Raw genomic sequence first — 25,968 nt, forward strand, 5'->3', positions numbered from 1 at the left:
TAATGAACTTAAAAAATGATTGGAAATTAATTGCTGAAAATAATTTAGATCTAAAATTATTTTCAAACGTCGAAAATTCTAATGAATTAGTTATCAGAGATAAAAATGATACAGGGGCGCTCTGTTCCTTTGTAATTTCTGATAGTGATATCGAAATACAAGAAATGTCATGGGCTATTTCTTTAAAAATTAACTGGGAAGATAAAACGATATATTTAACTAATAGTGAAGAAAAAAATAATAGCTAATTGTTGTAGTTTTTCAACTTAGTCTTGATGAAATTTGTATAAGAAAATTTGACCATAGCAAGCAAGACAAGCAAACTATGATGACCTAGCAAGTATCCTCTATTCTTGAAAAAATAATAACCTCATTCTTGAGAGATTCAAGGTGATGAGCAAAGACAGATGACTAATTCATTTGTCTTTTTTTGTGCAAAAAAATCTGTTTTAGCGAATATATGAGAGGAGGTTCTTATGGTAACAAAAAATAAACAAAAAGAAATTAGCAAAGACCACAAAAAGAATTACGAAAAAGAAAAGAAGAATAATCTGCGCTTTTTGGCTAATCGAAAATTTCTTGCTTATTTTTCCGTGATCGCATTTTTGATGCTAATGACATTAGGAAATTGGCTTTTCCACCAGTGTGTTGCCTTTTTAAGCCAACCACTCTTTGATTTTACAGTGAAGCGAGCGCATGTTTCGTATGGTCAAACGATATTCTATTACCCACTATTGCGGTATCCACTATTTTATCTACTTCTTTTCCTTGGGATTGTGGCTTTAATTGGTTACTTTGATTTTAAACTATACACGTCATTTCGACCTCTAGAAGACGATTTAACACAAGGAACCATGCATTTTACCCCTGAAGAGGATATGGAAAAAGAATATGAGACAGTCCCTGTTCAAATTTTTGCTGAAGATGAAGATTTTTATGATGGAAAGCCAGGGTATCCAGTAGGTCGTAAACCGCAAACACCTGAAGAGAAAGAAAAAGGAATATTTCACTATTATGTGGATACGTCTGATTCGAACTCGGCGACCCTTGCCGGTACAAGGCAAGGGAAAGGCATTTACTTTATTGATCCTTTTATTGATATTTTAACCAGGGCCCGCTTAATTGCTAATCGGGCTTCTTTTGTCATGACTGCGACCAAAGGGGACGAGCCGAGAAAATGGTACAAAACACTGAAACGACGAGGGTACAACGTTCGAATCTGTAATACCGTGAATCAATATTTCTCAGACCCAATCCCAACCCTAGCTGTTTTCAATAATTATTATCGACACTACAAACGACTAAAGCAAAAGGCAGACAAAGCGAAACAACAAGAGGATAAAGCGAGTCGCATTAAGTATAACGTATTGGCCGAGCAACAATTAGCTAATGCAGAAAAAGCGATCAACCAAGCTGCATTCCTTTATTTCAAAGAAGTGAATGAAGGCAAAGATGGTGGTTTTTGGACGAAAGCTTGTCGTAACTTGTTTATTTCTACTGGTCTTGCTTTGGCAGATCAAGAGTTTGAACAAAATGAAAAAATGAAAGTAAATCCATATACCATCTACACAGTGGTCAATGACATGATGTCCAAACATATCAAAGAAGGCAGCCATGATTTTTTGAATCAGTTCGCAAAGGATAAAAAGGACCTACAGCGCTTGTTAGCTGAATATGAAGATAAATCATACTTGGATGTCTTTTTTAGTGAAATGCCAAGAAATCACCCTGCGAAACGTTATTTTGATGCAATCAAAGCATCTGCTCCCGCACAAGTGACGCTAGGAAATATCGTGACACATTTTGATGGAGATCTCCAACAATTCCTCATGAGTGCCAACGCAAAAATGACTGCTTATGATGATGGATTTGACCTTGAATCAATCGGATTTGATCGTGAACGCCCGACTGCAGTCTTTGTGGTTTTATCTGATGCAGATTCTTCTAATAATGCAGTAGGGGTCAATTATATTGATCAAATCTATCAATTGTTGCTCAATCGATGCAACTTAGAGGATGACTCTGCTTGTTATCGAGCAGTCCATTTTATTTACGAAGAAGGAGGAAATTTAGGCGTTGCTATTTCTGATTTAGCACGTAAGTGGACTTCAGGGGCGAGTCGAAAGCTATTTCAGCACCTGGTCTTACAAGATACCGAACAATTAACGTCGTTATACGACGAGCAAACAAAGGAAATCATTTTAGGGAATACGGCCAACCTCGTGTATATTCGAACGGGTTCTAAAGCTACTAATGAATATATCTCTGGACGGTTAGGAACTCGCTCAAATTATTCTAAGACAAGGCATAAAGACCCAACGTCGATCAGTTCTTCTGAAACTGAAAGTTCGGAACGAATCGATCTATTAGCCAGTTTTGAGTTAGAAAGAACGAGAACCGGTGAGTCAGTTGTCCTTCGAATCAATAAACATACGGATTTAAAAGGAAATCCGATTTACCAGTACCCAATTTTAAATTCTCAAGAAAATGATTCAAATATGATCCCTTTTTATGAATTTCGGAAGTTAGACAAAGTCTCTTGGGAAGAAATACCTGTAAACAACCAATTTGTGGAAATGGAACTTGAAGATTTGGATTGGTCACTTATGCCCCAAAAGGAAAAATCAGACAAACCAACTGTGGTGCAAAAGGAAGTCTCACCAATCGAAACCTACAAGAAACCTGTTCCTAAGAAGGAGGGGACACAATTGTCTTTATTGTCACTGGAAGAATTGATCCAGTTAGAAAAAAACAGTGGAAAGGAAGAAAGACGGAAAAAAGAAGAAAAAGCAAAAGTTTTAGAACGGCTATATTCGGTTGAAGAAAGGAAGCGATCGGTTAAAGAGTATTATTCAAATGAGCAAGTGGAAGAGATACAGAAAATAATGGCTCGTTTCTTTGTTGGACAAAAAGAGGTGTTACAAGAACTGAAACAAATACTTGAAAATGGCCAGGTACAGTCTTTATGTACATTCTTGTTATCAACCAGTGAAGAACGAATGATCAATCGTTATATACAGCAGTTTCGAGAATGGAAGGAGATAGCTTATGAGTGATAAAGAAATTTTAGAAAAGCTACTCGAATTTGCGCCATTCTTGAGTATTCAGAACATGATCAAGGATATTGGCCGAGCGGTACTCTATTGGATCTCCAGTGTTTTGATGTGGATTGTTGAAAAAGTAGGCGGGGTACTGACTGAAATGGTTAGTGTCTTAGGTTTTTACAAATCTGCAGATATGGCCGGAGACGGTGGAATACTAGAAACCTTTAGTGCTTTTCAAAAATTTGGCATAGGGATCACACTTTTGATTATAGGAGCGGTTCTGTTTCTAGGAAAAACTGAGGAAACCAGAGCTGTTCCGTTGAATGCTCTGTTGATGGTAGTTATCGTTATGTTACTTCCTTCAATCATGTCAGATGGAATTAAGATCGTAAATTCTACTGTCGATGCAGTTAGCAGCGAGCAAGCCGAATTTGGCTTTGACAGCTTCAAAAAAAATGTTACCGATGTTTATGTCTTAGCCGACAATGGGTGGACAACAACGGAACCAAAAAATAAGAATTACTTAGAAGACCGGAATTTTTTTGATGTAAATGAAAAAATCACAGATGCAGAAGATATTGATAATGGAGAGCCTTTGCTATATGAAGTGGTGAACAGTAAGTCAGGTAGTGGGAAAGAACTCCAAAAATTTGATTCTGATGGAGGAACAATCGCCAAATGGCTTATGAAACAGCTTTTTGTTAAAGGCTACTATCGGTGGTCGATCAATTGGCTACCATTGATTGCGACTCTTGCGTGCCTAGCATTCTCCCTGATTATTTCCCTTGTTCGTTGTGGTAGGTTAGGGATTGAACTCGGATTTAACTATATTTGGGCAAATATTGTTGCTTACTTCAGTATTCGAAATATCAAATTTCTCAAGACTGCAGTTTTAGAGCTTTTTTCAGGATTTGTTTTGATTCTCTCTATTTTTGGAATGTATGCGGTGTTTATTGCTTATAATTCCTGGCTAGGGACACAACAATTATCCGTATTAGCTCAGATATTTGGGATTATCGGAGGTGCATGGTTTATCTATGATGGTCCTTCTATCATTCAAAAAACGCTTGGTATCGACGCCGGACTATCTACAGCTGGAAGTTTTGTGATGGGAATCGGTGCAATGAAAGCTGTGAAGAAAGCAGGCGAAATGACTGGTAAGACGGTTAATGGTGCCGCAAACACGGCCGGTTTTGTGAAAGGATTATCTGAAGGAATGTCTTCAAAAGAGGAACCAAAAAATGATGAAAAAGCTGGTCTAAATTCCGAAATGGCGAAGAATACCAACGAGGATCTTCCGGAAGAAGAAAATAAGAACGGCAGTAACAACCAACAACCGGATGTGCAAAATCAAGAAGATTCGAATGAAAATTCCGAAGAACTTGATCAACCTCAAGAGAATGAGCCAGGTACAAATGAAGCAGAAACAGAGCAAGAAACAAACGAAGATCAATTACCACAAACGCCGGAAAATCAAGGAGATGTTGAACTTCAAGAAGAGCCAGAAGCTCGTATTGAAGAAAACCTTGAACTGTCTGAAAATGATGCGAGCTTGGAACAAACTGAGCCGTATGCGAATGATTACGAAAATAATATGGGGGATGATCACAATAACAATAGTGTAGATGACTTTGAAGGGGAATCCAGCGGTTTACCACATGTTGAAGAACAAACAACACTTACAGACCAACCAGAAAGCAACAATGATCAATCAAATCTATCGACAAGTGACAATGAAGTGCCAATCAATGAGTCAACTGCTACCAGTTTAAATTCAGGTGATGTTGATACCGAACAGACGGTTAATGAGAAAGATTCAGCTGTGAAAAATAATTCTGCAACTAAGAATGTCAAAGGAAATCATACGGAAAATAAAAAGCCGCAAAATGATAAAGATGAAGAAATGCCGAATCCATTCTCTAAAAAAGTCAATCAAATGGTCCATACGTCAAACTACCAAAAGAATACGAAAAATAAGGTAGGAAACATGGTTGATGGGTACAATCGAAACAAAGAATTTGGTCAGGAAGTAAATGAATGGTTAAAACAACGTAGAAACAAAAGAGAAGAGCAGCACCCTGAATCTGTCGCTCCTTACCTGGATAGAAAAAGAACAAAAAATAAATCAGAGTAGGTGAAGGAACAGTATGCACGATATTCAAAATGAGATATTCACAGAAACAAAATTTTGGGGCGCTATCTTGTTAAAAGATGGCGTGGCCGGACTTGTTGTGTTTAACCTTGCGAGAAGCGTCCAGAATGCGACTTACGGGCCATTACAAGGATTTTCCTTCTGGTTTGTAATCTTGATGGGCTTTTTTTGGTTATGTCCTAGTGTGAGTAATGCGAAACTGAGGAACTATCAACGATTATTTATTACTTTAACGAACAATCGATCTACCTACCATGCGATTGAGCGAATTGATTTTGAGGTACAGGAACGAATTGAAATGGTCATGGGGACAACCGAAGAAATTCGAGAGGAAGATGAAATGCTTTCCTTAGAAGAGCTAGAAAGCGACCATTTTGATAAATGATAAAGGGAAAGAAAATATTTATGGTACAATGACGGTGACAGTAAAGTTTAATGACGGTGGCTATCCAATTGAATGTGAGGTGGTGCGTATGAGCGTACTTCCAAAACCTTATGAAAGGAGATGCCTTTTGTCTGCGTACGAAACAATTCAGACGATTCTCGGTTTTGGTATGTTTACCATTGCGTTAATCAGTCTGGTTGTCAAGTTGCTTAAAAACGACAAAAAGAAATAACCGTCGCTTTAGCAGGAGTCGGTTATCTCTTTTTTAGATAATTAAATTTCTGTCACCGTTCTTTAAACGGTGCTGTCCAAGGGGAGTTGTTAGTGCAACTCCTCTTTACATAATCATAGTACCATAATTTAGATTTCCTTTCAATTATTGCTTATATAGACGTTCTTCCTTGAAGTAAGAACTAAGTACCTAGAATCAAAAAGTAGCAGCCTTAAATTTAAGAATCTAATAATCTCCCAATTTTGATATAATTATTTTAAAAAATAGGAGATGGTTTAATGAAGCTTAAACTGAAGTTATCCATAGATTCCAAAATTTTCCATTTGGTTGTTATATGGTTTATTTATTTCGCAACTAGTTTTGCGTTATATCTTGAAAGAGGTGGATATTTAACAGACCGTGACACTGTGATAATAAGCAATGTCTTAGTCTATCTGATTGCAATCGAACTGGCTATAATATTGGTACAAGCAGTATTATTTATTTCGAGTTTCGTAATAAATATATACTTTGAAATTCAAGAAAAAAAGAGGGAGAAGATTAGAAAAAATACCTTTCTTTGGATTTCAGAAGATAAAATTGGTGATGTCACTGAGCTTATAACAGATTTAGGATTGAGAGAAATAGAGTTTGATAAGAAATGCGAAAAAAATAAAACTCGATATTCTTATATCAAAAACCATATCCGCAATTCTTTATCAATTGAAGATATTAAACTATGGCATTCCCAATTAAAGGTAAAAGACAAGGACATAACCTATATATCTTTTTTAGTAGCGATTATCATATCTTTCTCTTCGATAAAAGAATTACTCGTATTTATTCCAGTTGCGTACAATTTTTTGATCAACAACGCACCACACAAATTCGTTGGCTGTATCATATTCATTGAAATCATATTCTTAATAGCTGTCTCAGTGAGAGGGCTGCTAAAATATGTAAAATTAGATTCTAGATTGACAAACTTCTTTACTACGATTTTAAACGATTTAATTGAAGAAAATTCGAATTTATAGTTTACCTAAGCATAGAGCGTTTCGTTAACCAAATGTTAATGGAACGCTTTTTTGTATTTATTGGAGGTGCAAATAAAGGAAATGATTAACTCAGAAGCGTTACTACAAGAATTAGATGAACAAGAAACGACCCCTAAAGTAGTGAAAGATCTCTTGCTTGAAGAAAAAAGGCAGAAAGTTCGTCGACTAAAACAAGAGAAGACCGTCTTATCTTTGATTCCGTATCGAAGAATCATATCTGAAGATTGTTTTGCGATGGAAAAAGAAGTCACTAATTTTTATCGAATCGAAGATGCGTCTGCACGTGACGGAAGTGAACAGCAGCGACAAGAAGCATTGCATGATTACCTGGTATTCTTACGTACCGTCCACAAGAATCTCAAATTGATCTTTACCAGTTTTCCAGTCGATATGTCGGAAAACATTGACTATGCACGTCGGCGCTTTAAGATGCGAAAAGGAAACAAAAATGTACAAACAGAACAGGCAATCACCCTTAGTCAACTAGAGTATTTAGATAATAACAAACCAATCAACACGGTTTACTTACAAATATTCGCCACAGATAAAGAAGAGTTAGAAGACGTTGAACGAGAAATTATGAGTGTCACTACGGCGAATTTCCGACCTGTCAAAATGTCATTAACTCAAAAAATCAAGCTACTTGTAAGATTGTATAATCCTTTATCAACAATTCCTATTGGTATTCCTTACCAGGATACGGATGAATCTGGCAGAAGACCGGATGTTCAAAAAATCGTTGATAAAAAAGGATATGATCCACTCTTTATTGGCCAGATTCAACCACTAGGGGGATTGAAACCTCATTCGCCAACAGAATTACAAATTGGTAATGGCTTCATTCGTGTATTGAATCTACTTGTTTATCGGCCAAAAAATAATCCGAATTTTTGGGGACAACATATTTTCAATATGAAGAATGCGGTGACAACGCTAGACATGCGATCGATCGACGTGGCTAATCCTATGGTAGAGAAAAATCTAAACAACTCCTTAGAAGAGTACGAAGATCAAGTAGCTACTTCAAAATCCAGAATATCGAAGAAAAAGGCGAAGAACGAATACTACAAATTAGATCAAACAGTTGAACAGATTCTTGAAGGTCAAGAGGTGCTAAAAGAAATCCATGTCCGTTATATAATCAGTGCGGAATCGATTGAAGAGTTGAACAGTAAAGAAAAAGAAGTCCATATGCAATTAGGTAAACGACAGTTTCAGGCGTCATGTTTCTTAGATGAACAGGAGCGACAATTTAAAGCTTCCTTTGTTTCTTATACGCAAGGACGGCAACTGATTCGAAGAAAAGGGAAAGAAATCAAAGGGTCTGCGCTTGCAGGCAGCTATCCATTTCATTTTACGAATCATATTGATCCAGATGCTCCATACTCCGGCTATCCTTTATACGGATCAGGAATTATCTGTCTATCACCTACACACAAGGATCGCCAAAGAAAATCGTACAGCATGATAATCGTCGGTAGTCAGGGGTTTGGTAAAACGACCGTTTCCAAGAAACTAGCGAAACAATTTGTAGAATATGGCAATAATCATTTTGGCTTCTACATGTCTGATGAAACAAAGCGTTTGACTGAATACCTGGGTGGAATCCATTTAGATGGCGCAGAAGCACGGTTAAATCCTTGTCAGATTTACGCTTCAGATGTGGATGCAAAAACAAAGAGAACGAAAGAACAACAGTCCTATTTAACAAATCTAACAAAAATGCGCTTGATTTTTGCTTTGAACAACGAAATAAAGAGTGATGATCCAGTGATGGTGGAGGCGAAAAAATTATTTCCCAAAGCCTATGCCAAGTATATGGAAGATCACAACCTTGATTTATCGAAAATCACTCAATATGAGCCAGAACAATATCCAATTTATTCGGATATTTTAGACTTTGCAAAGAAAGAACAGGTAAGTGAAGTTGAAGAATTCCGAAAAAAGAGCTTGTATGAGTTGGTATCGCAATTAGAATCTTTTATTGATAATTCAGGGAATATCTTTAATCAACCGTCAGAATTTGATTTTAGTCACCGGCAGTTAGTTACGTTCGATATGCAGAACTTAATCAAATCGGATAAAGCGACCTATAATGCGCAATATTATAACCTTTATACTGCTGCTTTCAGTGAAGCGGTACGTGTCGGGCAGAGGGAAAAATATCTCTTTGACCGAAAACAAAAGCGAGTGGATGAATTGATCTACACGAATATTACTTCAGATGAGTTCCATAATCCGATCCGAACGGAAAATTTGACCCTGTTAAATGAATTGGACCGCTATAACCGTGAAGCTCGCAAGTTGTTGATTGGACAAACGTTTATTTTGCATGACATTGCGGATGCATTTCCGGATTATACGGACGGAAAGATGGGTGAAATATCTAAAGCAGTAATGAACCTGTTTAAATTGACTACCTATCGCTTTTTGCTACAACAGGATAGCTCTTCAGAACAACTTATGAAGAAAATCTTTGGGAAACAGCTAAGTAACTATGATTTAGCGGAGATTTTCAAATTCGAAGAACGGGATATTCTTTTAAACATTAAGGGATCTACAAATATTAAATTTCGTTACGACCTAACCGATCGTGAGAAAGAAATCTTTGATGGAGGTCTATAATGAAGGACAAAAATGAGAAGAAAGAGCAGAAGAAAGAGAAACGAGCTAGACGTTGGCAACAGACGAAAAAGCTGACAAGGCGAATCGTCATTGGCAAACCAAAAGAGCCAGGAAAAAAAATGGAAGCAGCGAAGACAAAGACCCTTTATCTTATTGTGGTTTTTGTCTTTTTTCTTTATCTGCTATTGCAGCTGTTCGTTTAAGTAGGATTGGAGTGATCTAAGTGAGCCAATTAAAAGTGTTTACCGAAAAACAACTGAATTATGCACGTAAGACCAACATGCTCGCCTACATGCTAGAGCGAGGAGAACCATTCGAACAGGTTTCTTCAAAATTTGTTGAGCATAAGGACCATGACAGTTTACGAGCAAATATTAAAACAGGCGTCGTTAACTGGTATTCGCAAAATATTACTTCTTGGAACAACGCCATTGAGCTATCAATGGCGTTTTATAATGAACCTTTTGAAACAACTGTCGAAGACCTTTTACAGTTTCAAAGCACGAGGCGTGTAATGAATCAATCGATCAATAAGTCCTCGGCTAGACAAAATGTCTTAGAAAGCAAAATAGAGCCATTTAACCCTCAACACATTTCGACAATGGGAAATTATGATACAAGTGAACTCGGTCAAAAGGGGCGGTCTTACTTAAAGTCTCGTTATCTATCGGATGAAACAATTGATTATTTAGAAAAGCTAAATCTCGTTTCTACCGATAATAAAAACAATTTATTATTCAAGCACATTGATATAGGCGTCGGTAAAACTGGAAACATTGTAGGTTGCGATATACAGGGAACCTACGCACGATCTCTTGAAAAAAGAACCTCACTCAATGACAAAGGAAAGTTGAAATTAGCTCGTAAGTATTTTAAAGGCATAGGTGAAAACTCCATGAACAAGCGTGGCTTTTTATTTGGAGTGAATGTAGCTTATAACGTTCCGTTGACTTTATTTATCACAGAAGGCCCGATTGAATCAGCTTCTTTGTTTGAGTTGCAAAAAGAATCTCTGCCTGTTAACTCTTGGTTTTTATCTCTTTCGGGGTTAAAAGAAGACACCTTTTGGGAGACAAAAGGTCTATTACAAGAATTGACTAAAGCGCCAAAAGTAGAAAGTATTCTTGCCGTAAATAACGATGAAAAAGGACAAGAATTTGTTCAAGATGTACATGAAACCTACAAAGACGAAAGAGAGTACCAATCCGCCCACACACTCAAATTACTTCTACCTGAATTGGAGAATGGTGATTGGAACGAGATGTTGGAACTTAAAAAAACCGGACTATTAAATAGTCGTGCCGAAAAGTTAAAAGAAAAACGAGAAGCAGAAAAACTTGTTCAGTCGATGCAAATGTCGTACTCAGAGAGGGTTTGATCATGAGAGGATTAAAAATAAAGTTGCTGCTTATCGTAATTATTTCTGTCTTCACATTTTCGGCAGTAGCGATGTTTATAGAGCAAACTCAAACCATGATGGCCGGTATTTTGGGTATTGAACAAACGAGCCAGGCTGTTGAAATAAGTGGAAACAAAGACCTCTCAGCTGACGTCTTAGCATTAAAATCTATCGTTGAAAAAGAAGCACAAGCAGCAGAAATTTCCTCAGAAGTACCGTTTCTACTTGCGATTATGATGGTCGAATCGGGTGGTAGAGGGAGTGATCCTATGCAATCAAGTGAATCAGGAGGCATGCCGCCAAATAGCATTTCAAGTGTTGAATGGTCGATTCGTCAAGGAGTAAAGCACTATAAGACAACGTTAGAATTAGCAAAAAGATACGGTCTGGAAAATGATAAAAAGGCAATCGTACAAGCCTATAATTTTGGCTCTAGCTATGTCTCTTGGTTAGGGAATGGTAATAAAAAACATTCTGTTGATGAAGCCGAAACCTATTCAAGAAATGTTGTCGCACCAAGTCAACGTGCAAATGGGTATCCGAATGCAGGTCAAAAGTATTCTTACGTAAATGAAGTATCAAAAGCAGATGGGCGAACGTATCTTTATAGGGATTCAGGTAACTTCTTTTATGCCGAACTTGTGTACCAATACATTGATAATACAGAAAGCAGTCAAGCTCCTAATGGTGAATATGCTTTGCCAGTAGATAATCCTGTGATTTCGAGTGGATTTGGTTGGCGATCTGATCCATTCGGAGGAGGAACAGCCTTTCATAGAGGTCTGGATTTTGCGAATCCTTATGGTTCAAATATCAAAGCAATTGCAGATGGAAAAGTAATCACGGCCGGTCCACATTATAGCTGGGGGAACCATGTAGTAATCCAACATGCGAATGGTCAAGTAAGCTTGTATGCTCACCAAAGTAAGCTTTTAGTAACAGTCGGTCAGACTGTAAAACAAGGTCAAACAATCGGACAGCTTGGCAGTACAGGGAATTCAACAGGTCCTCATTTACATTTAGAAATAGCTAAATCGAGTGACTTATCGCAATCAAATTTAATCGATCCAGCTGAAGTTCTAGGATTGAAATAGAGAGAAAGGAAGAGGTCGAATGAAGAAAAAAAATAGTGCCGTAATTTTCATACTTGTTAGCGTTCTGAGCTTTGTTTCAGGTGTTTTGATTGCCCTAAATTATCTTCAACCAGTTCTTAAAGAGAAGGAAAATAGTACGTTGTTGTCTGAACAAAAAGCAAATCAGGAGACGATAAATTCTTATGTTGAAGAAAATAAATCTTTGCAAGAAGAACTTGATTCCCAGGAAGTGAATCTTCCAAAAGACACACGATCGGAACTAGAATTCAAGAATATTGAGAAAGTAGCCAAGGCTTTTACAGATGGTTTCTACACAAATAATTCAGATGATATTCAAGAGAAAATGGATAGTATTCAAGAGTATCTCACGCCAAAAGCCAAGGGAAAAATCGTTCCATATTGGGTAGAAAGTAACGACAAGATGACTGTTGAGCAGAGCAAAATCAGTGAAAAATACTACGTGAATTTAGAGAACGTACTGGGCGAAGCTACAGTAACCGGCTTCTTATATGTGTCTACAAGCTATGAAGAAGATAAACCTTTTACAGTACGTTATTTGGTACAGATGGATCTTAAAAAGAATGATAATAACGTATGGCAAGTGAATGAAATCCGAGAAACAGTCACCACGAATGATGTGCCGGAAAGATTCTATGAATAGAGGAGGACGGCACAAATGAAAAAAATTAAAGAACTGATTGAACGGATTGAAACGTTCAGAGATGACTTCCAAAAAGGACAGTCAAAGAAGACAAAAGTAAAACAAAAGCGAGCAAAACTATCACCAATAATCTATAAAGGGATGTTCCTATTTACGATAATAGGAACGCTCTTTTTCTTTACCTCAAGACTTCTATTTGAAGATGATAGTCCGATTATAGATAGCGGTTTTGGTGTAGAAAGTAGTCAGACAATCGGGAATGATACGGTTCAAATCTTCCAACGTATCTACAATCCCGAAACTAGATATATGGAGGTCATACTCCTTACAAGCCGCAATGAAACTAGCGTGAATCGAGAATACCAAGCATTTGCAGGTTCAGTCAAAGAAGGCAATAAAGGGGTCGCATTAGAGTCCAAACTAGAACCACTTTTTGATAATTACTATCTCTTAACTATTCCGGAACTTCCTAAAAAATGGACAACGATCCTGATTGATTTTGGCTACTCCGAGAAGAATATCAGCGTCAATCCCACTTACAATCAAGAAGGAGAAATGGTGTTTGAAGATAAAGAGGAAGTCAATCAAACAAGCTTCAATATAGATTATCGTAAAGTCCAAACGAGTAAAACCCTGGCCAAACGCAATGTGAATGATTATGTCATTGAATTGACCGAAAAAGATATTGAAAAAGCGATCGCTGAACGAAAAAAACTAAATGAGAGCATTCAAAAAATCGAATCAGAGATCGAAAAAACGAAGTCAAAAATATTAGAAAATGAGGCGTCAACTGAGTATTTAACTGCACGTGAAAAAGAAGAAATCGAGAATGCCAATAAGCAGCTGAATAGTCAAATTGATAGCTATTACAAAGCAATTGAAGAAGCACAAAAACAAATTGAAGTAGTAGAAGAACGACGTCAAAAACTGATCGATCGAAATCAAGCTGCTCAAATGGAAAGTGAGAATAAATAACAAAAAATCCATGGGCGACACAGGGGCGAATTGGGGCGAACCAAGGGTGCTAAATGCTAAGAAAAGGGGCGAACGGGGGGCGAATTCCTCAAAAAGAAGGAAAATCAAGGGTGACACAGGGGCGAAAATACTAGAAATTAAGGGCGACACAGGGGCGAAAAAGTAGAAAAATGCAATGCACAGAAAAGCCTTGCACTGCAAGGCATTACACCTTGTGTGTAATCCATTTTCCCTTATGCTCTTACACTAGACAGAGGCGAATAAGCCAATGTTAAGACCCCAGGAAAAAAATAGGGCCTCAATTGGCTATAAAAAAACGAGGGATGGTCAACGATGAGTCGGACAAAGCCACTACAAATTCGTGATGTAGATGAAGAGATCCACCAAAGATTGGTTAAGGTAGCGAAGAAAAAAGGATACAAAAGTCGTGATGAGATGTTGCGAGAAGTGTTAACGCAAATTGCTTATGATGAGTTCCAATTGGACAGTGAAATCAGGTACCGGCAGTTCATAGAAAAGCAAAAACAATTCATGGAATGGTTAGCTATAACCGTCGTTGAAAAATCCTATTCTGAAATAGAAAAGGATCCATTTACTGAATAAGATAGGAGGCAAGACTTATGGAAAAAGAAGAGTTAGAACAAGCAAGTCTAGAGGAAGAAAAGTGGAGAAAGAAAAACTATTGGGTAAAAGAATCCACTATCGATCGTATCCGCTATTGGAATGATGTGAGGAATGATAAGAATGAAGGCTACACCTTAGAAGCACTGTTAGACTTTTATGAAAAGAATCATTCCCAAGAACAGCAAGCGATGGAAGAATTATTGACTCTTCAAAGGCAACAAATGACTATCATACGTGAAGCTGAAATGAACAGTAAACTGAATCAACAATTACTCAACACGATGATGTGGTTTCATGAGATTGAAGGGTTTCAATCAATGGATTCTTTGCCACTAATTGAAGCAAAAAAACAATATCAAGAACTGCTTGAAAGTCAAATCAAAACAGCGCACCACCGGAAAAAATATAACCAAGTTGGTGATGATTGATGGCAAGACAAACAGCTGGCGTCATTTACTCAGCAGCGTTCGTCATCTCTAGTGCCCAGGCTTTCCATGAATTCATTGACTATATGAACCGAAGTTCCGCCGTTCGGAACGAAAACTTTGATAAGTACAATGTGTTTTCGGAACAGAATCAAGCGGATAGTTACAACAGTATTGAAGGTGGAAATGAAACCATGTTCTCCACCTATAACGACTATATGTCGAATCCCGAAAAGACAAGTTCTTCTTTTACTCGCCATTATGATCAAGCGCCACTCGAAGTAATGAATCACTTAAAGGATTACTTTACACAAGCACAAGAAAATCAATCGCCACTTTGGCAAATGGTTTTTAGTTTCAAAAATGAGTGGCTAGTTGACCATGCATTAATGAATGAAAAAACGAATCGAGTGGATACTGTTTCACTGATCGATGCAGCAAGAAAGGCAGTCACAGATTTAGAAAAGAAAGAAGGGTTAGAAGGCGAGTGGTCGGGCGCCATTCACTACAACACGAAACATATTCATGTCCATATCGGGTATGTAGAAAAAGAACCAACGAGGGAGTGGGGATATTATGAACACCCAACTGATCCAGAGAAAACTGGTTGGCAGTATATGGCCAAATTCAAACAGTCCGCCATAAAAAGTACACGCCGGACGTTTGTAAATACGCTTCTCAAAAATGAAACGCAATTCAAAGAGTTAAGCCAGTCGATACAGCAACAAGTGACCTTAGCAAAAGAGAATCGTAGTGAGTTTTTGGCTGGTCGATACGAAACGTTAGCAACCGATTTACTGCAAGCATTGCCTGATAACAAATACTTTTGGAAATATGGCTTTGCCCAAAGGCATGGTTTCAAAGAACCGCTCGATCGGATGGTCAATTTGTTCTTAAACACTGACGGAAAAGAAACGATGGAAAAAGTGGTTCGCCTTTTAAAACCAATTTCTGACGAATACGAATCAGCGTATGGAAATCCAAGAAACGCACCGACGTACTACGAGAATCAGTTGTATGGAAAAAATGGGTTATACGCTCAGATTGGAAACCAAATTTTGCATGAGGTAAGAACATTTGCCAAGAGTCAACAAATGCAAAAAGCAGTGGGAAATATGACTGCAGAAGAATTTGATGCCCTTCAAAAAGAACAAGCGGTTTTACCAATCGATTTAGGATCTTCAACAGAACAAGATTTTATTTCTCCGGAAATGGAAGATGTATTTCACCTGCTAAATGAGATCCCGCCACCTGTGGAAGAAGATGAAATTGAGCAACCGTTCATTGAAAAATCACCTGAAGTTAAGAGCGACTCGATTCCTACTGAACGGTCGAACCAACTCGCTGAAGCATTCGAATTGATGAAACAGCACTTTGACAAGCGAGATGAATCTTTAGACCAGCGTCAAATGGGGATACAGTATAAGCTGAATCAGGAGAACGCCGATCGGGAGGATACGATCGAGCGAAGAGCGATGTACATTCATGCGGTGGATAGTGAGACGGATTTTGTTCACTATGAACCAACAAGTATTCAAAAACATAAAACGTTGGATGAAGAATTCGTGTCAGCAAAAGAACAAAAATCTTCGGAGAGCGAGGAAGGTAACGAGCAACACAATCTTGATCGATTTTCAAAAAAGAACCGCACAATGATCCTGAGTCAAAACCCTGGGGCCACGTTTGTTTATGGTCCACAACAATGGAAACTAAATGGCCGTAAGGTGCGTGAAGACGAGATCGATCAACCGTTGATTATCATTGCGCCCTACAAAATAGAAGACACAGTCGTCTTTGAAGAAATTTGTGTTTACGATATTAGTCAAACAGAAGCCTATCAACCAACAGCTGCAGAACTCGAAGAGCTACTAAAAAAAGAAACCGCAAAGGGGAAAAGCGTGGCTCCAAGAAATGTTTCTCGATTCCAAGATCGTCGCAAAGAAATGGAAATGCGAAAGATGGTTCAATCATTAAGGAGATCTTGCGAAAACAGTCTGCAGCATTATCTAAATGAGCGTGCATATCGTGAACTGCAGTATGAGAGTCAATCAAATATTTAACAAAAACAATAAGAAAGAAAAGACGGTTTGGCGAAAGTGCCTGACCGTTTTTTTAGGAGGGAAATTATGGTTCAGACAGATACTGGAGATCAAGGATTAGATGTTAGAAAAGAACGAGAAAAGATTGTCGCTTATTTTGAAAAAGATCCAACGTTAACGATTTCGGTGGTTCCTGATGAGAATCAGCAAGAGCTGTATGTTTTAGCGGAACGTCTTCAAGACTATACAAAGGTTTATTCTTATCGAGATGTCGAAACCTTCATAGCTCAAAACCAGGGAATGCGCTCATTTCAGGAATTTGAAACACTTTATCGACCGATTGAGGAAGAGGACGAAATTGAAGAAATTGAAACTACCAATCTGCTCATACAAGAAGATGATGAAATGATTATCGAGGAAAAGGTGGCAATTAACAAAAGTAAAAAGAAGCGGAAAGAAAAAGCAAAAGGATTTGAAATGACTTAAATAGGTTCAAAATCTGATTCCCTCTTGTTAATATTAAACTAACGTAGTATAATTAAGTTAGTTTAAAGTTAACAAAAGGGGGGATTTATTTTGAATCAAAAGGTTGCTGATGCTTTAGAAAAATATGGTGGAAATCTATCTTTGAAAGATGCCCGAAAAGAGGGAATCCTCCCTATGACATTAGATCGGTTAGTTAAATCTAAACAAATCGAAAAGGTAGCACCAGGGTTTTATGCGATGAAAGATACGTTTATCGATGAACTATACTTGGCTCAAAGTGTTTACTCTAAGGGCGTTTTTTCTCACGAAACAGCACTAGATATTTATCAAGTGGGAACTTATATTCCAAAAAAGTTAAATATGACATTTCCTAAAGGCTATAATGTTCCTAAAGATCGCCTTGAGAAATATGCTATTCAACCTCACTATACAACAAAAGAAACATTTGAATTAGGGTTAACAGAAACAGAAAGCTTTTATGGAAACAAAATTGTTCTTTATGATCTGGAAAGAACCCTGTGTGACATGTGGAATTCACGATATACGGCAAGTGCAGAAGTAAAGCAAGAAGCGCTAAAAGAGTATATGAATAGCCCTAGTAGAAATACAAGTAAATTAAGAAAGTACATGCAAATTTTGAAATCGCCAAAAGAAATGAGTGCTTATATGGTACCGTTATATTAGGAGGAACAACTAAATGACCCCGACACAGTTTAAGGCAAAGACTCGAAACTTTGCAATGGAAAAACACTTGAACCCACAGATCGTCCAAAGATACTTTATGATGGAAAAACTACTGGAATGTATCTCAGAATCTGACTACCGAGATGATTTCGTCTTGAAAGGTGGATTTTTGATTGGCTCTAAGTATGGACTAGAGAATCGATCAACCGTAGATATTGATACTACTTTCCGAAATTCAAAGTTGACTAAAGAAAAACTAACAGAGATTTTTACTGAGTTGATGGCCAATCCAACAAAGGACGGGATTCAATTTGAACTTCAAGGATTATCAGAAACCCGAGAAGCTGATTTTTATCCAGGTTATCAAGCAAAAATAGTTGCTTATTTAGATACAGCACGTGTCCCTTTTAAATTGGATATTACGTCAGGTGATTCTATTATTCCGGAAGCTGCGATGTACGAACATAAATTAATGTTTGAAGATAAACAAATACAAATTCCTGCCTACCCAACGGAACAAATTCTATCTGAAAAGCTACATGCAACATTCAGTTTTGGTATCGACAATTCAAGGATGAAGGATTTTTATGATATGTATATGATTCCTAAACTGGAGAGTATCGATGCAGAAAGTCTATACAAAAGTATACGTGGTACCTTTAAACAAAGGTCTAATTCCACCTCATTCAAAAATCTATACAACAGCGAAATGCCTCAGCTGACTGAAAGCCGGTCACTGGCAGATAAATGGGAAAAATATCAAGGTGAAAACAATTTTGCTAAAGATATTTCCTTTGAATCTACATTGGAATCAGTTGGTTCCTTGATGAAATTGATACTGGATCAGGAGAAAATGGAGGAAAAAAAGAAATTAAAAAAAGAGAGAAAAATGAATAATGAGATGGAATTTTGAAGGATCAGCATAGCTGGTTCTTTTTTTTACAAATAAAAACTATTGTATATCCATGGATATACGAGTATAATAACGCATGAGGTGAACAGCAATCATGAAAGCAGTCAAAACTAGAATCATTGGAAACTCGCTCGTCATTTCTCTGCCCAAAGAATTACAAATAAAAGAAAATCAATACTTTTATTGCCACCAAAAAGAAAATGGCATTATTGAGCTTGTTCCAAAGATTGAAAATCCATTAAAGCAGAATAGCGATGAAAAGTAACTGGAGTCAACGCAATATTCTATCAGATAACGAGGGACAAATGTATCTAGTCCTTAGTGCAGATGTCTTTTACGACACATATGAGCGAGTGATCGTCTGCAAAGTGACAGATGCTGCAACTGAAGCACCATTAGAGGTCAAGATTAGCTTAGAGACTTCGAAACATTCGATGATTGTCGATTGTTCTGAGTTTTTTACGATCAATCCTTCTGCAGATCTGTACACGTTGTCCGGCACATGCGATGAAGGGGAGTTTCTTATAGTTGCTCAAACCTTCTTAGCCATTTTTGACTTTCCTTTTTTTGATTGAGTTTATCCATGCGCTACACTAACTTTCAGGAGGCGCACATGGACGAAAAGAAACAATCTACCTTACGAATGCTGTTTAAGCAATCATTTGCTGAAACTGTAGAAACGGTACAATCCTTTCAACAGTACTTGGAACAAATAAAGTTCCTCCATAAATACGATGTAAATGACCAACTATTTATTCATGGTCAAAATCCCGAAGCTCGCTATTTAGCGGATTTCGCTACATGGAAAAAAATCGGTCGTCAAGTCAAACGTGGAAGCAAGGCAATCATGACACTTGGGTTTTCCAATAATCAAATGATGGCTTCTTATTACTTTGACGTGAATCAGACCGTTGGGAAAGTGCTAGATTTTCCGGATTACAGTTTGGAAGAACACACGTGGCCAGATTTTATCACACAAGAAAGACAGGATATGATCGACTCTTTTACAGCAGACTTGGAAGATCCTGTTCATAGAAGATTGGCTTTAGAGATAGGTTTAGCCATGGTTCAAAGTAAAGCCTTGATTCAGCCAATTCCTGAATTTGAAGAACTGGCACAACTGCAAAATTTTCGGACGTTTGTGGAAGTAATGACCAAAGCAAACGAGATCAACCGATTTTTAAGTAAAGATATTTTGATTTATAAAACTGAGAGGAGCAAGGAAGATGAAATTGACGTATCAAGAAAACCAGAACGGACAGCTGATCCCGCAAATGGAGTATCCAGAAAACCAACCGCTCGGTCGTTTTGGCTCAATCGCCGTGGAAAAACTGAAGGAAGAACAGCCGACAGAGTATCAGATGAAACTGATGCAAGGGGAACTAATGACTTACGGCCACACTATCGACAAGAAGGTGTGGGAGCGAGTAGCAACACTAGCGGAACAGATGGAGCAACAGAATCCGTTAACCTTAGAGGAGCAGCAGAATCTGGAGACAGCTACCAAGATTCGCAACAACTATCGGGAACAAGCGATCGAACTAGCGATGAGCGAACTTCTGTAAAACAAAATGATCTGGAAACTGGTTTGGAAGAGACAACGTCTTCTGAACCTTTTTTTGTGTCTGCAGATGAGCAAAAAGACAGTAGTGCCTCTTTAGAAGCAGATCTATTTCCTGAATCATTGATTACCCGTCTTTTAAAGGACGGGACTGGAACTGTTGATGGAAAGTTCCGTGTTTCTCTAGCTTTTTCTCAGACAAAAGACATGATACAGCGTGTTCGTTTTTTGAAAAAAGAATTTGGCTGGTATGGCAAAACACTGGATCTCCCTGGAGCAACTTTTTCGTCCATGAATTCACGGCCAGACCGAGGTATTCGAATCACTAAGATAGTTGACGGTAAAGAATATGAGAAAGACTACAAATGGATTGATATTGCAGGAAGAATTGATTTCCTTATTGGTAGGAATGACTATTTGACTGCAGAAGAAAAAGAGCGAGTAAATGAAGTATTCCAAAAAACGAACGAACTTTCTCAGCCGATTGATGTAAGTGACCCAAAAGATGAAGCCACTGAATCACTGGATAAGGTAGAAGAAATCACTCTCTTTGATATTGATGATTTTGAAGCCACTGAAGAACCGCTCCAAGACAGTGGGTACGGCTCTGAGGTCGCCTTTGTTCCAATGCCAAAAGTTGAGAAGCCTTCTGTATCCGTCGAAAAACAAGAAAGCCACAACGTGATAACCAAAGGCAACAATCATTTTTCATTTCCGTTGGAATCGCTAGATGCCTTTTATCCAAAAGCAACTAAAGACAAGATACAGGCCAACATTGATGCGATTGTTTTAGTCAGAAAGCTCGAATCTGAAAGCAGAATGGCTACGGCAGAAGAACAAACGGTTCTGGCGAAGTACGTTGGATGGGGCGGGTTAGCGAGTATCTTCGATACCCGTGATGATCGATTGAAGACCGAGCGTGAACAGCTGAAAAAATTGTTGACTGAAGAGGAATACCGCCAAGCACGTGAAAGTGTGTTAACGGCTTACTACACAGATCCACGGCTAATAGAAGTGATCTATGAGAAGTTACAGACTATGGGATTCCAGGGAGGAAATGTTTTAGACCCTTCGATGGGAACTGGAAACTTCTTTTCTGCTATGCCTGAATCATTAAGAACTCAGTCCAATCTATACGGTGTTGAATTAGATCCATTGACTGGAGCGATCGCAAAACACTTACACCAAGATGCAACCATTGAGGTGACTGGTTTTGAGAATACCCCTCTAAACCAAAATGGCTTTGATCTCGTAATCAGTAACATTCCTTTTGATAGTATACAAATCGAAGATCCTAACTACGACCATAGCTATGCCATTCACGATTACTTTATAAAAAAAGCATTGGATAGTGTAAAAGAAGGCGGTATTGTAGCTGTTATCACGTCCACTTCAACATTAGATAAGCAGAGTGAAAATGTTCGGCGTGAGTATGCAAAAACAGGTGAATTGCTTGGTGCCGTTCGTTTACCAAGCAATGCGTTTAAAAAAATAGCAGGTACCGATGTTGTTACTGACCTTATATTCTTTCAAAAGAATTCGGAAATCGAGCGCTCATATACACCCAGCTGGGTTTTCGTTGGCATGCATAGAGATGTACCAGGAAAACCTTTTAACAACTATTTTGTGAAATATACGGACATGATACTTGGCGAACTTTCACTTAAGAATTTTCGTGGGAAAACCCTCGATGTGAAAGCAAATCCTGAAGCGAATTTGATTGATGAACTAAGGACTGCGATTGAAAAGATACCAGGGACGTTCGAGCTTACGCCTTCCTCTGAAGAGATCTCTATCGTAGAACAAAGAACAGTCAGTGAAGTTTCAGTTTCCGAGATCCCGAATTTCAATTACGGCCAAAGCCAAGGGAAAATCTATTTCAACAACAATGGCTATTTAGAAGCATTTGAAGGATCAGAAAAAGCCGAAAAACAACTTTCCCAATTGATCAAAATCAAAGAAGAGCTATTACAAGTGATTTATGTTCAACGACAAGAAGATTATAGTGTGGAAGAATTTCAGCTTGCACTGGCAAAACTGAATCAGGCGTATGATACCTTTGTATCTGATTTTGGTCCGATTGCGCAAAACTCGAAAGTGTTTCAACGTGACGAATACCTTCCATTACTTAAATCAATTGAAATTGTGCATAAGGACGGCTCTGTTGAAAAAGGGGATGTCTTTTTTAAGGCAACTATCCGGAGAAAAGAACCAGTTACAACAGTCGATTCTGCGATCGAAGCATTACAGCTGTCATTAGGACGGCGTTTAAAAGTAGATTTAGATTTTATGGCGGATGTTTATGGAAAAGACAAAGGAACCATAGTCAAAGAACTCGAAGGTCAAATATTCATTGATCCATTGAAGTATAAAGGGGATCAATTTGATGATGTTTGGGAAGTAAGAGAAGAATATCTAAGCGGTGATGTCAAACAAAAGCTAGTAGAAGCTCGGTACTTCAATGAAACCTATCCAGGACTATTTGAAAAAAATGTGTCCTCTTTAGAGGACGTGCAGCCTGAGCCATTGAAAGCTGGTGAAATCGATTATTCGGTTGGAAGTACCTGGATACCTAAAGAAACGTATGAACAGTTTATGTTTGAAACGTTTGAAACACCGCCGTGGATGGTTCGGGAACATTATGTCCAATTGGATTATGATCCAACCGCTTCTCGCTACTTTATTTCTGGAAAAAGTACACATAAAGGACCGATCGTCAGTAACCGCTACGGAACGGCACGTGCGAATGCGTATCTCATTTTTGAAAATAGTTTAAATCTCCAAAAAATCGAAATCCGTGATCGAGTGGAAGACGGCGATGGAAAATCACACTATGTATTAAATCCTAAAGAAACACAATATGCTCGTTCAAAACAAGAAGAACTGCAAGAGATCTTCAAGAATTGGGTCATGAATCATTCTCAAGTCCTTGAAGAGCTGCAAGGAATTTACGAAGAGCGATTCAATCGATTAGTACCGAGGGCCTATGATGGTAGCTACCTAGAGTTTGAAGGGCTGAATGAACAAATTGAATTGCGACCGCACCAAAAGAATATGGTTGCCCGAATTATTCAAAACGGACGTGGATTGATGGCTCATGTGGTGGGAGCTGGAAAGACGTTAACGATGATTTCTGCAGGAATGATGATGAAAACGCATGGTTTGATCAAGAAAGCGATGTATGTTGTGCCTAACCACCTGACAGGCGATTTTGGTACCGAACTTTTGCGGTTCTATCCGTCCAAAAAAGTGCTAGTTACAACCAAGAAAGACTTTGAGAAAGCCAATCGGCAACAATTCGTTTCTCGAATCGCTGTCGGCGACTATGATGCCGTGATTATTGGCCATTCTCAGTTTGAAAGAATTGCCTTATCTCCAGAACGCCAACGAAATATGTTAAAAGCAGAAATCAATCAGGTATCTGAAGCAATCGCTGCTTATCAAATGGCGAATGATGTTGATTCCTGGTCGATCAAGCAGATGGTTAGTTTTGAGAAAAGGCTCAATGAACGGTTAGCCAAACTGAATAAACAAGACAAGAAAGATGATTTGATTTACTTCGAGGACTTGGGCGTCGATTTTCTGTTTGTGGATGAAGCTCATTTGTATAAAAACCTCTATTCCTACACGAAGCTATCTAATGTAGCAGGGGTCAATGCGTCTAACAGTCTAAGATCCAGTGATATGGAAATGAAAGTGAAGTATATGCTTGAAGAAAATCAGGGTCGTGGTGTTGTTTTTGCGACAGGAACGCCAATCTCTAACTCGATGTCGGAAATGTATACCATGCAAAAATACTTACAACCAGATGTATTAAAAGACTTTGGTGTTTACCATTTTGACGCTTGGGCTTCCACGTTTGGCGAAATCGTCTCTTCACTGGAAATCACGCCTGAAGGCAGTGGCTATCAGATGAAGAATCGTTTTTCTAAATTCCACAATCTTCCGGAACTGATGAGTATGTTTAACTTAATTGCGGACATTCAAACCAAAGACATGCTTAATCTTCCTGTACCAGCAATTAAAGGAGAGAAAGCACAAATCATTGTTACTGAGCCTATTACCTATCAAAAAGATAAGATGGATCAGTTGGCTATGCGTGCGGAAAAAATCAGGAATCGTGAAGTGTCTCCAGAAGTAGACAATATGCTGAAAATCACGAACGAAGCGAAGTTAATGGCACTAGATCCACGCCTGTTAGATGACTACGATGAATCAAAATACGATCCACAAGAATTGAAACAAACCAAAATTGCACGTGCAGCTGAAAAGGTATTTTCCATTTGGTTAGAGACAAAAGAACAACGATCGACACAACTTATTTTCTCTGATTCCGGAACGCCAAAACCTGGGAAATTCAATGTTTACGATGAAATAAAGCGTCAGCTGATTGAAAAAAATATACCTGAAAACGAAGTGGCGTTCATTCATGATGCAAAAACCGAAGCACAACGTGATGCTTTATTTGAGAAAGTCCGAGAAGGTGAAGTCCGAATTCTGATTGGAAGTACCGGAAAAGTTGGGACCGGTACGAATATTCAGGACAAATTGATTGCAGCACACCATGTAGACTGTCCTTGGCGTCCTTCAGATATTGAGCAAAGAGATGGTCGGATTGTTCGACAGGGGAATGAGAACAAAGAGATTCAGATTTATCGTTATGTGGCTAAAGGAACATTTGATAGTTTCTTGTGGCAGATTCAGGAACAAAAGCTAACGTATATCTCTCAAGTAATGACTGGTAAGGCAATTACTCGAACCGTAGACGAGATGTCTGAAACGGTTCTAGACGCTTCTGAGATCAAAGCCGTTGCGACAGGTAATCCGCTGCTAGCAGACAAAATGCGGTTGGATAATGAGATCACGAAATTAAGAATGTTACAATCTTCGTATTTGAATGAGCGAGAGCTATTGAAACGTTCAATCGATCAAATCTATCCGTCAATGATCAAAAGCGGGGAGCAGCATATGGCCACGCTACAAGAAGACATTCAACGCTATAAAGACAATGATCCTGACGAGTTTTCGATCGTGATCGATGGCAAAGAATACACAGAAAGATCAAAAGCAGGAGAAGTCTTTGAAAGTGCCACGTTCCTTTATATGCGCTCTCCAGATTTCGTGGAAATCGGTGAATACAAGGGGTTTTCGTTTTCTGTGCGAAAAAGCGAATTAAGCTATGGAAGTTTGCAAGTACGTCTACATGGTAAAGGGCATTACGATTTACTCGTAGATCCTAGCACCCAAATTGGAAGCATTCGCCGGATAGAGAACAAAATCAATCAACTGCCCGAAATGTTACAAGAAGCAGCTGAAGAAGTCCAAGAAACAAAAGAAAAGATGGAAAGCGCTAAAGAACAAATCAAACAACCTTTCAGCCACGCTCAAGAATTACAAGAGAAGGTATTGCGCCAACAAGAGATTCAATCAGAAATTGAGTCCTCACTAAATAAGTCAGACACACAATCAATAGCTGATGAGATAGAAGAAACCGAGAAATCTCAAGTAGCGTATTCCAAAGAAGATTATTTAAACGAAGAAAGGGAGATGTAGTTTATAACCGCCCGTTGAATTTAATCAATAGCAAACTAAAAAAGATCCTCAATGAACAATTTGTTTTGTTATGAGGATC

Annotated in this window: 21 protein-coding genes; all 21 read left to right on the forward strand. The window is 38.3% G+C overall.

What is annotated here, in order from left to right; translation table 11 throughout:
- Positions 1-2: 2 nt before the first annotated feature.
- The 21 genes from IGJ74_RS03935 (at position 3) to IGJ74_RS04035 (ending at position 25,889) form a co-directional block, all read left to right on the forward strand.
- Positions 3-248 carry a hypothetical protein gene (locus tag IGJ74_RS03935; protein ID WP_218193488.1) on the forward strand — a complete coding sequence of 82 codons (246 nt, stop codon included), beginning with the start codon at positions 3-5 and terminating at the stop codon, positions 246-248.
- 228 nt (positions 249-476) lie between these two features.
- Positions 477-3,056 carry a type IV secretory system conjugative DNA transfer family protein gene (locus IGJ74_RS03940; protein ID WP_218193487.1) on the forward strand — a complete coding sequence of 860 codons (2,580 nt, stop codon included), beginning with the start codon at positions 477-479 and terminating at the stop codon, positions 3,054-3,056.
- Complete coding sequence (locus IGJ74_RS03945) at positions 3,049-5,178, forward strand: pLS20_p028 family conjugation system transmembrane protein (RefSeq protein ID WP_218193486.1); 2,130 nt, start codon at positions 3,049-3,051, stop codon at positions 5,176-5,178. The genes IGJ74_RS03940 and IGJ74_RS03945 overlap by 8 nt, the downstream gene beginning before the upstream one ends.
- Positions 5,179-5,191: 13 nt before the next feature.
- Positions 5,192-5,581 carry a DUF5592 family protein gene (locus tag IGJ74_RS03950; protein WP_218193485.1) on the forward strand — a complete coding sequence of 130 codons (390 nt, stop codon included), beginning with the start codon at positions 5,192-5,194 and terminating at the stop codon, positions 5,579-5,581.
- Between the two features lie 88 nt (positions 5,582-5,669).
- The gene (gene pepG1 / locus IGJ74_RS03955; protein ID WP_304414158.1) at positions 5,670-5,813 is read left to right on the forward strand and encodes a type I toxin-antitoxin system toxin PepG1; all 144 of its coding nucleotides are present in this window, start codon (positions 5,670-5,672) and stop codon (positions 5,811-5,813) included.
- A gap of 278 nt (positions 5,814-6,091) precedes the next feature.
- Positions 6,092-6,829, forward strand: a complete 738-nt coding sequence (locus IGJ74_RS03960) for a hypothetical protein (protein ID WP_218193484.1) — start codon at positions 6,092-6,094, stop codon at positions 6,827-6,829.
- Positions 6,830-6,910: 81 nt separating this feature from the next.
- The gene (locus IGJ74_RS03965; protein WP_218193483.1) at positions 6,911-9,475 is read left to right on the forward strand and encodes a trse protein; all 2,565 of its coding nucleotides are present in this window, start codon (positions 6,911-6,913) and stop codon (positions 9,473-9,475) included.
- A complete protein-coding gene (locus IGJ74_RS03970) occupies positions 9,475-9,678 on the forward strand; it encodes a hypothetical protein (protein WP_218193482.1) in 204 nt (67 codons plus the stop codon). Before IGJ74_RS03965 ends, IGJ74_RS03970 begins: the two co-directional genes overlap by 1 nt.
- A gap of 20 nt (positions 9,679-9,698) precedes the next feature.
- On the forward strand, positions 9,699-10,853 hold the full coding sequence (locus IGJ74_RS03975; RefSeq protein WP_218193481.1) for a toprim domain-containing protein: 1,155 nt from the start codon (positions 9,699-9,701) through the stop codon (positions 10,851-10,853).
- Positions 10,854-10,855: 2 nt separating this feature from the next.
- Positions 10,856-11,968 (forward strand): lysozyme family protein, encoded by a 1,113-nt coding sequence (locus tag IGJ74_RS03980; protein ID WP_218193480.1) that lies wholly within the window; start codon positions 10,856-10,858, stop codon positions 11,966-11,968.
- A gap of 19 nt (positions 11,969-11,987) precedes the next feature.
- Positions 11,988-12,629, forward strand: a complete 642-nt coding sequence (locus IGJ74_RS03985) for a hypothetical protein (protein WP_218193479.1) — start codon at positions 11,988-11,990, stop codon at positions 12,627-12,629.
- 15 nt (positions 12,630-12,644) lie between these two features.
- Positions 12,645-13,604 (forward strand): hypothetical protein, encoded by a 960-nt coding sequence (locus IGJ74_RS03990; RefSeq protein ID WP_008381264.1) that lies wholly within the window; start codon positions 12,645-12,647, stop codon positions 13,602-13,604.
- A 333-nt stretch (positions 13,605-13,937) separates the two neighbouring features.
- Positions 13,938-14,207: a hypothetical protein gene (locus IGJ74_RS03995; RefSeq protein ID WP_138314772.1), complete on the forward strand. Its 270-nt coding sequence runs from the start codon at positions 13,938-13,940 to the stop codon at positions 14,205-14,207.
- A 17-nt stretch (positions 14,208-14,224) separates the two neighbouring features.
- Complete coding sequence (locus tag IGJ74_RS04000) at positions 14,225-14,656, forward strand: hypothetical protein (protein WP_218193478.1); 432 nt, start codon at positions 14,225-14,227, stop codon at positions 14,654-14,656.
- Positions 14,656-16,713, forward strand: coding sequence for a MobP2 family relaxase (mobP2, locus tag IGJ74_RS04005; RefSeq protein ID WP_218193477.1), 2,058 nt, complete (start codon positions 14,656-14,658; stop codon positions 16,711-16,713). The genes IGJ74_RS04000 and mobP2 overlap by 1 nt, the downstream gene beginning before the upstream one ends.
- Positions 16,714-16,740: 27 nt before the next feature.
- Positions 16,741-17,178, forward strand: a complete 438-nt coding sequence (locus tag IGJ74_RS04010) for a hypothetical protein (protein WP_223597820.1) — start codon at positions 16,741-16,743, stop codon at positions 17,176-17,178.
- A 90-nt stretch (positions 17,179-17,268) separates the two neighbouring features.
- Positions 17,269-17,862, forward strand: coding sequence for a type IV toxin-antitoxin system AbiEi family antitoxin domain-containing protein (locus IGJ74_RS04015; protein WP_218193476.1), 594 nt, complete (start codon positions 17,269-17,271; stop codon positions 17,860-17,862).
- Between the two features lie 13 nt (positions 17,863-17,875).
- Entirely contained in the window at positions 17,876-18,775 is a 900-nt protein-coding gene (locus IGJ74_RS04020; RefSeq protein WP_218193475.1) for a nucleotidyl transferase AbiEii/AbiGii toxin family protein, read from the forward strand.
- A gap of 94 nt (positions 18,776-18,869) precedes the next feature.
- A complete protein-coding gene (mazE, locus tag IGJ74_RS04025; protein ID WP_218193474.1) occupies positions 18,870-19,040 on the forward strand; it encodes a type II toxin-antitoxin system PemI/MazE family antitoxin in 171 nt (56 codons plus the stop codon).
- The gene (locus tag IGJ74_RS04030) at positions 19,030-19,350 is read left to right on the forward strand and encodes a type II toxin-antitoxin system PemK/MazF family toxin (RefSeq protein ID WP_218193473.1); all 321 of its coding nucleotides are present in this window, start codon (positions 19,030-19,032) and stop codon (positions 19,348-19,350) included. Before mazE ends, IGJ74_RS04030 begins: the two co-directional genes overlap by 11 nt.
- 38 nt (positions 19,351-19,388) lie before the next feature.
- Positions 19,389-25,889 carry an SNF2-related protein gene (locus IGJ74_RS04035; RefSeq protein WP_430608687.1) on the forward strand — a complete coding sequence of 2,167 codons (6,501 nt, stop codon included), beginning with the start codon at positions 19,389-19,391 and terminating at the stop codon, positions 25,887-25,889.
- Positions 25,890-25,968 lie beyond the last annotated feature (79 nt).

Source organism: Enterococcus sp. AZ009, assembly GCF_050548785.1.
GTDB classification, from domain to species: Bacteria; Bacillota; Bacilli; order Lactobacillales; family Enterococcaceae; genus Enterococcus_D; species Enterococcus_D entomosocium.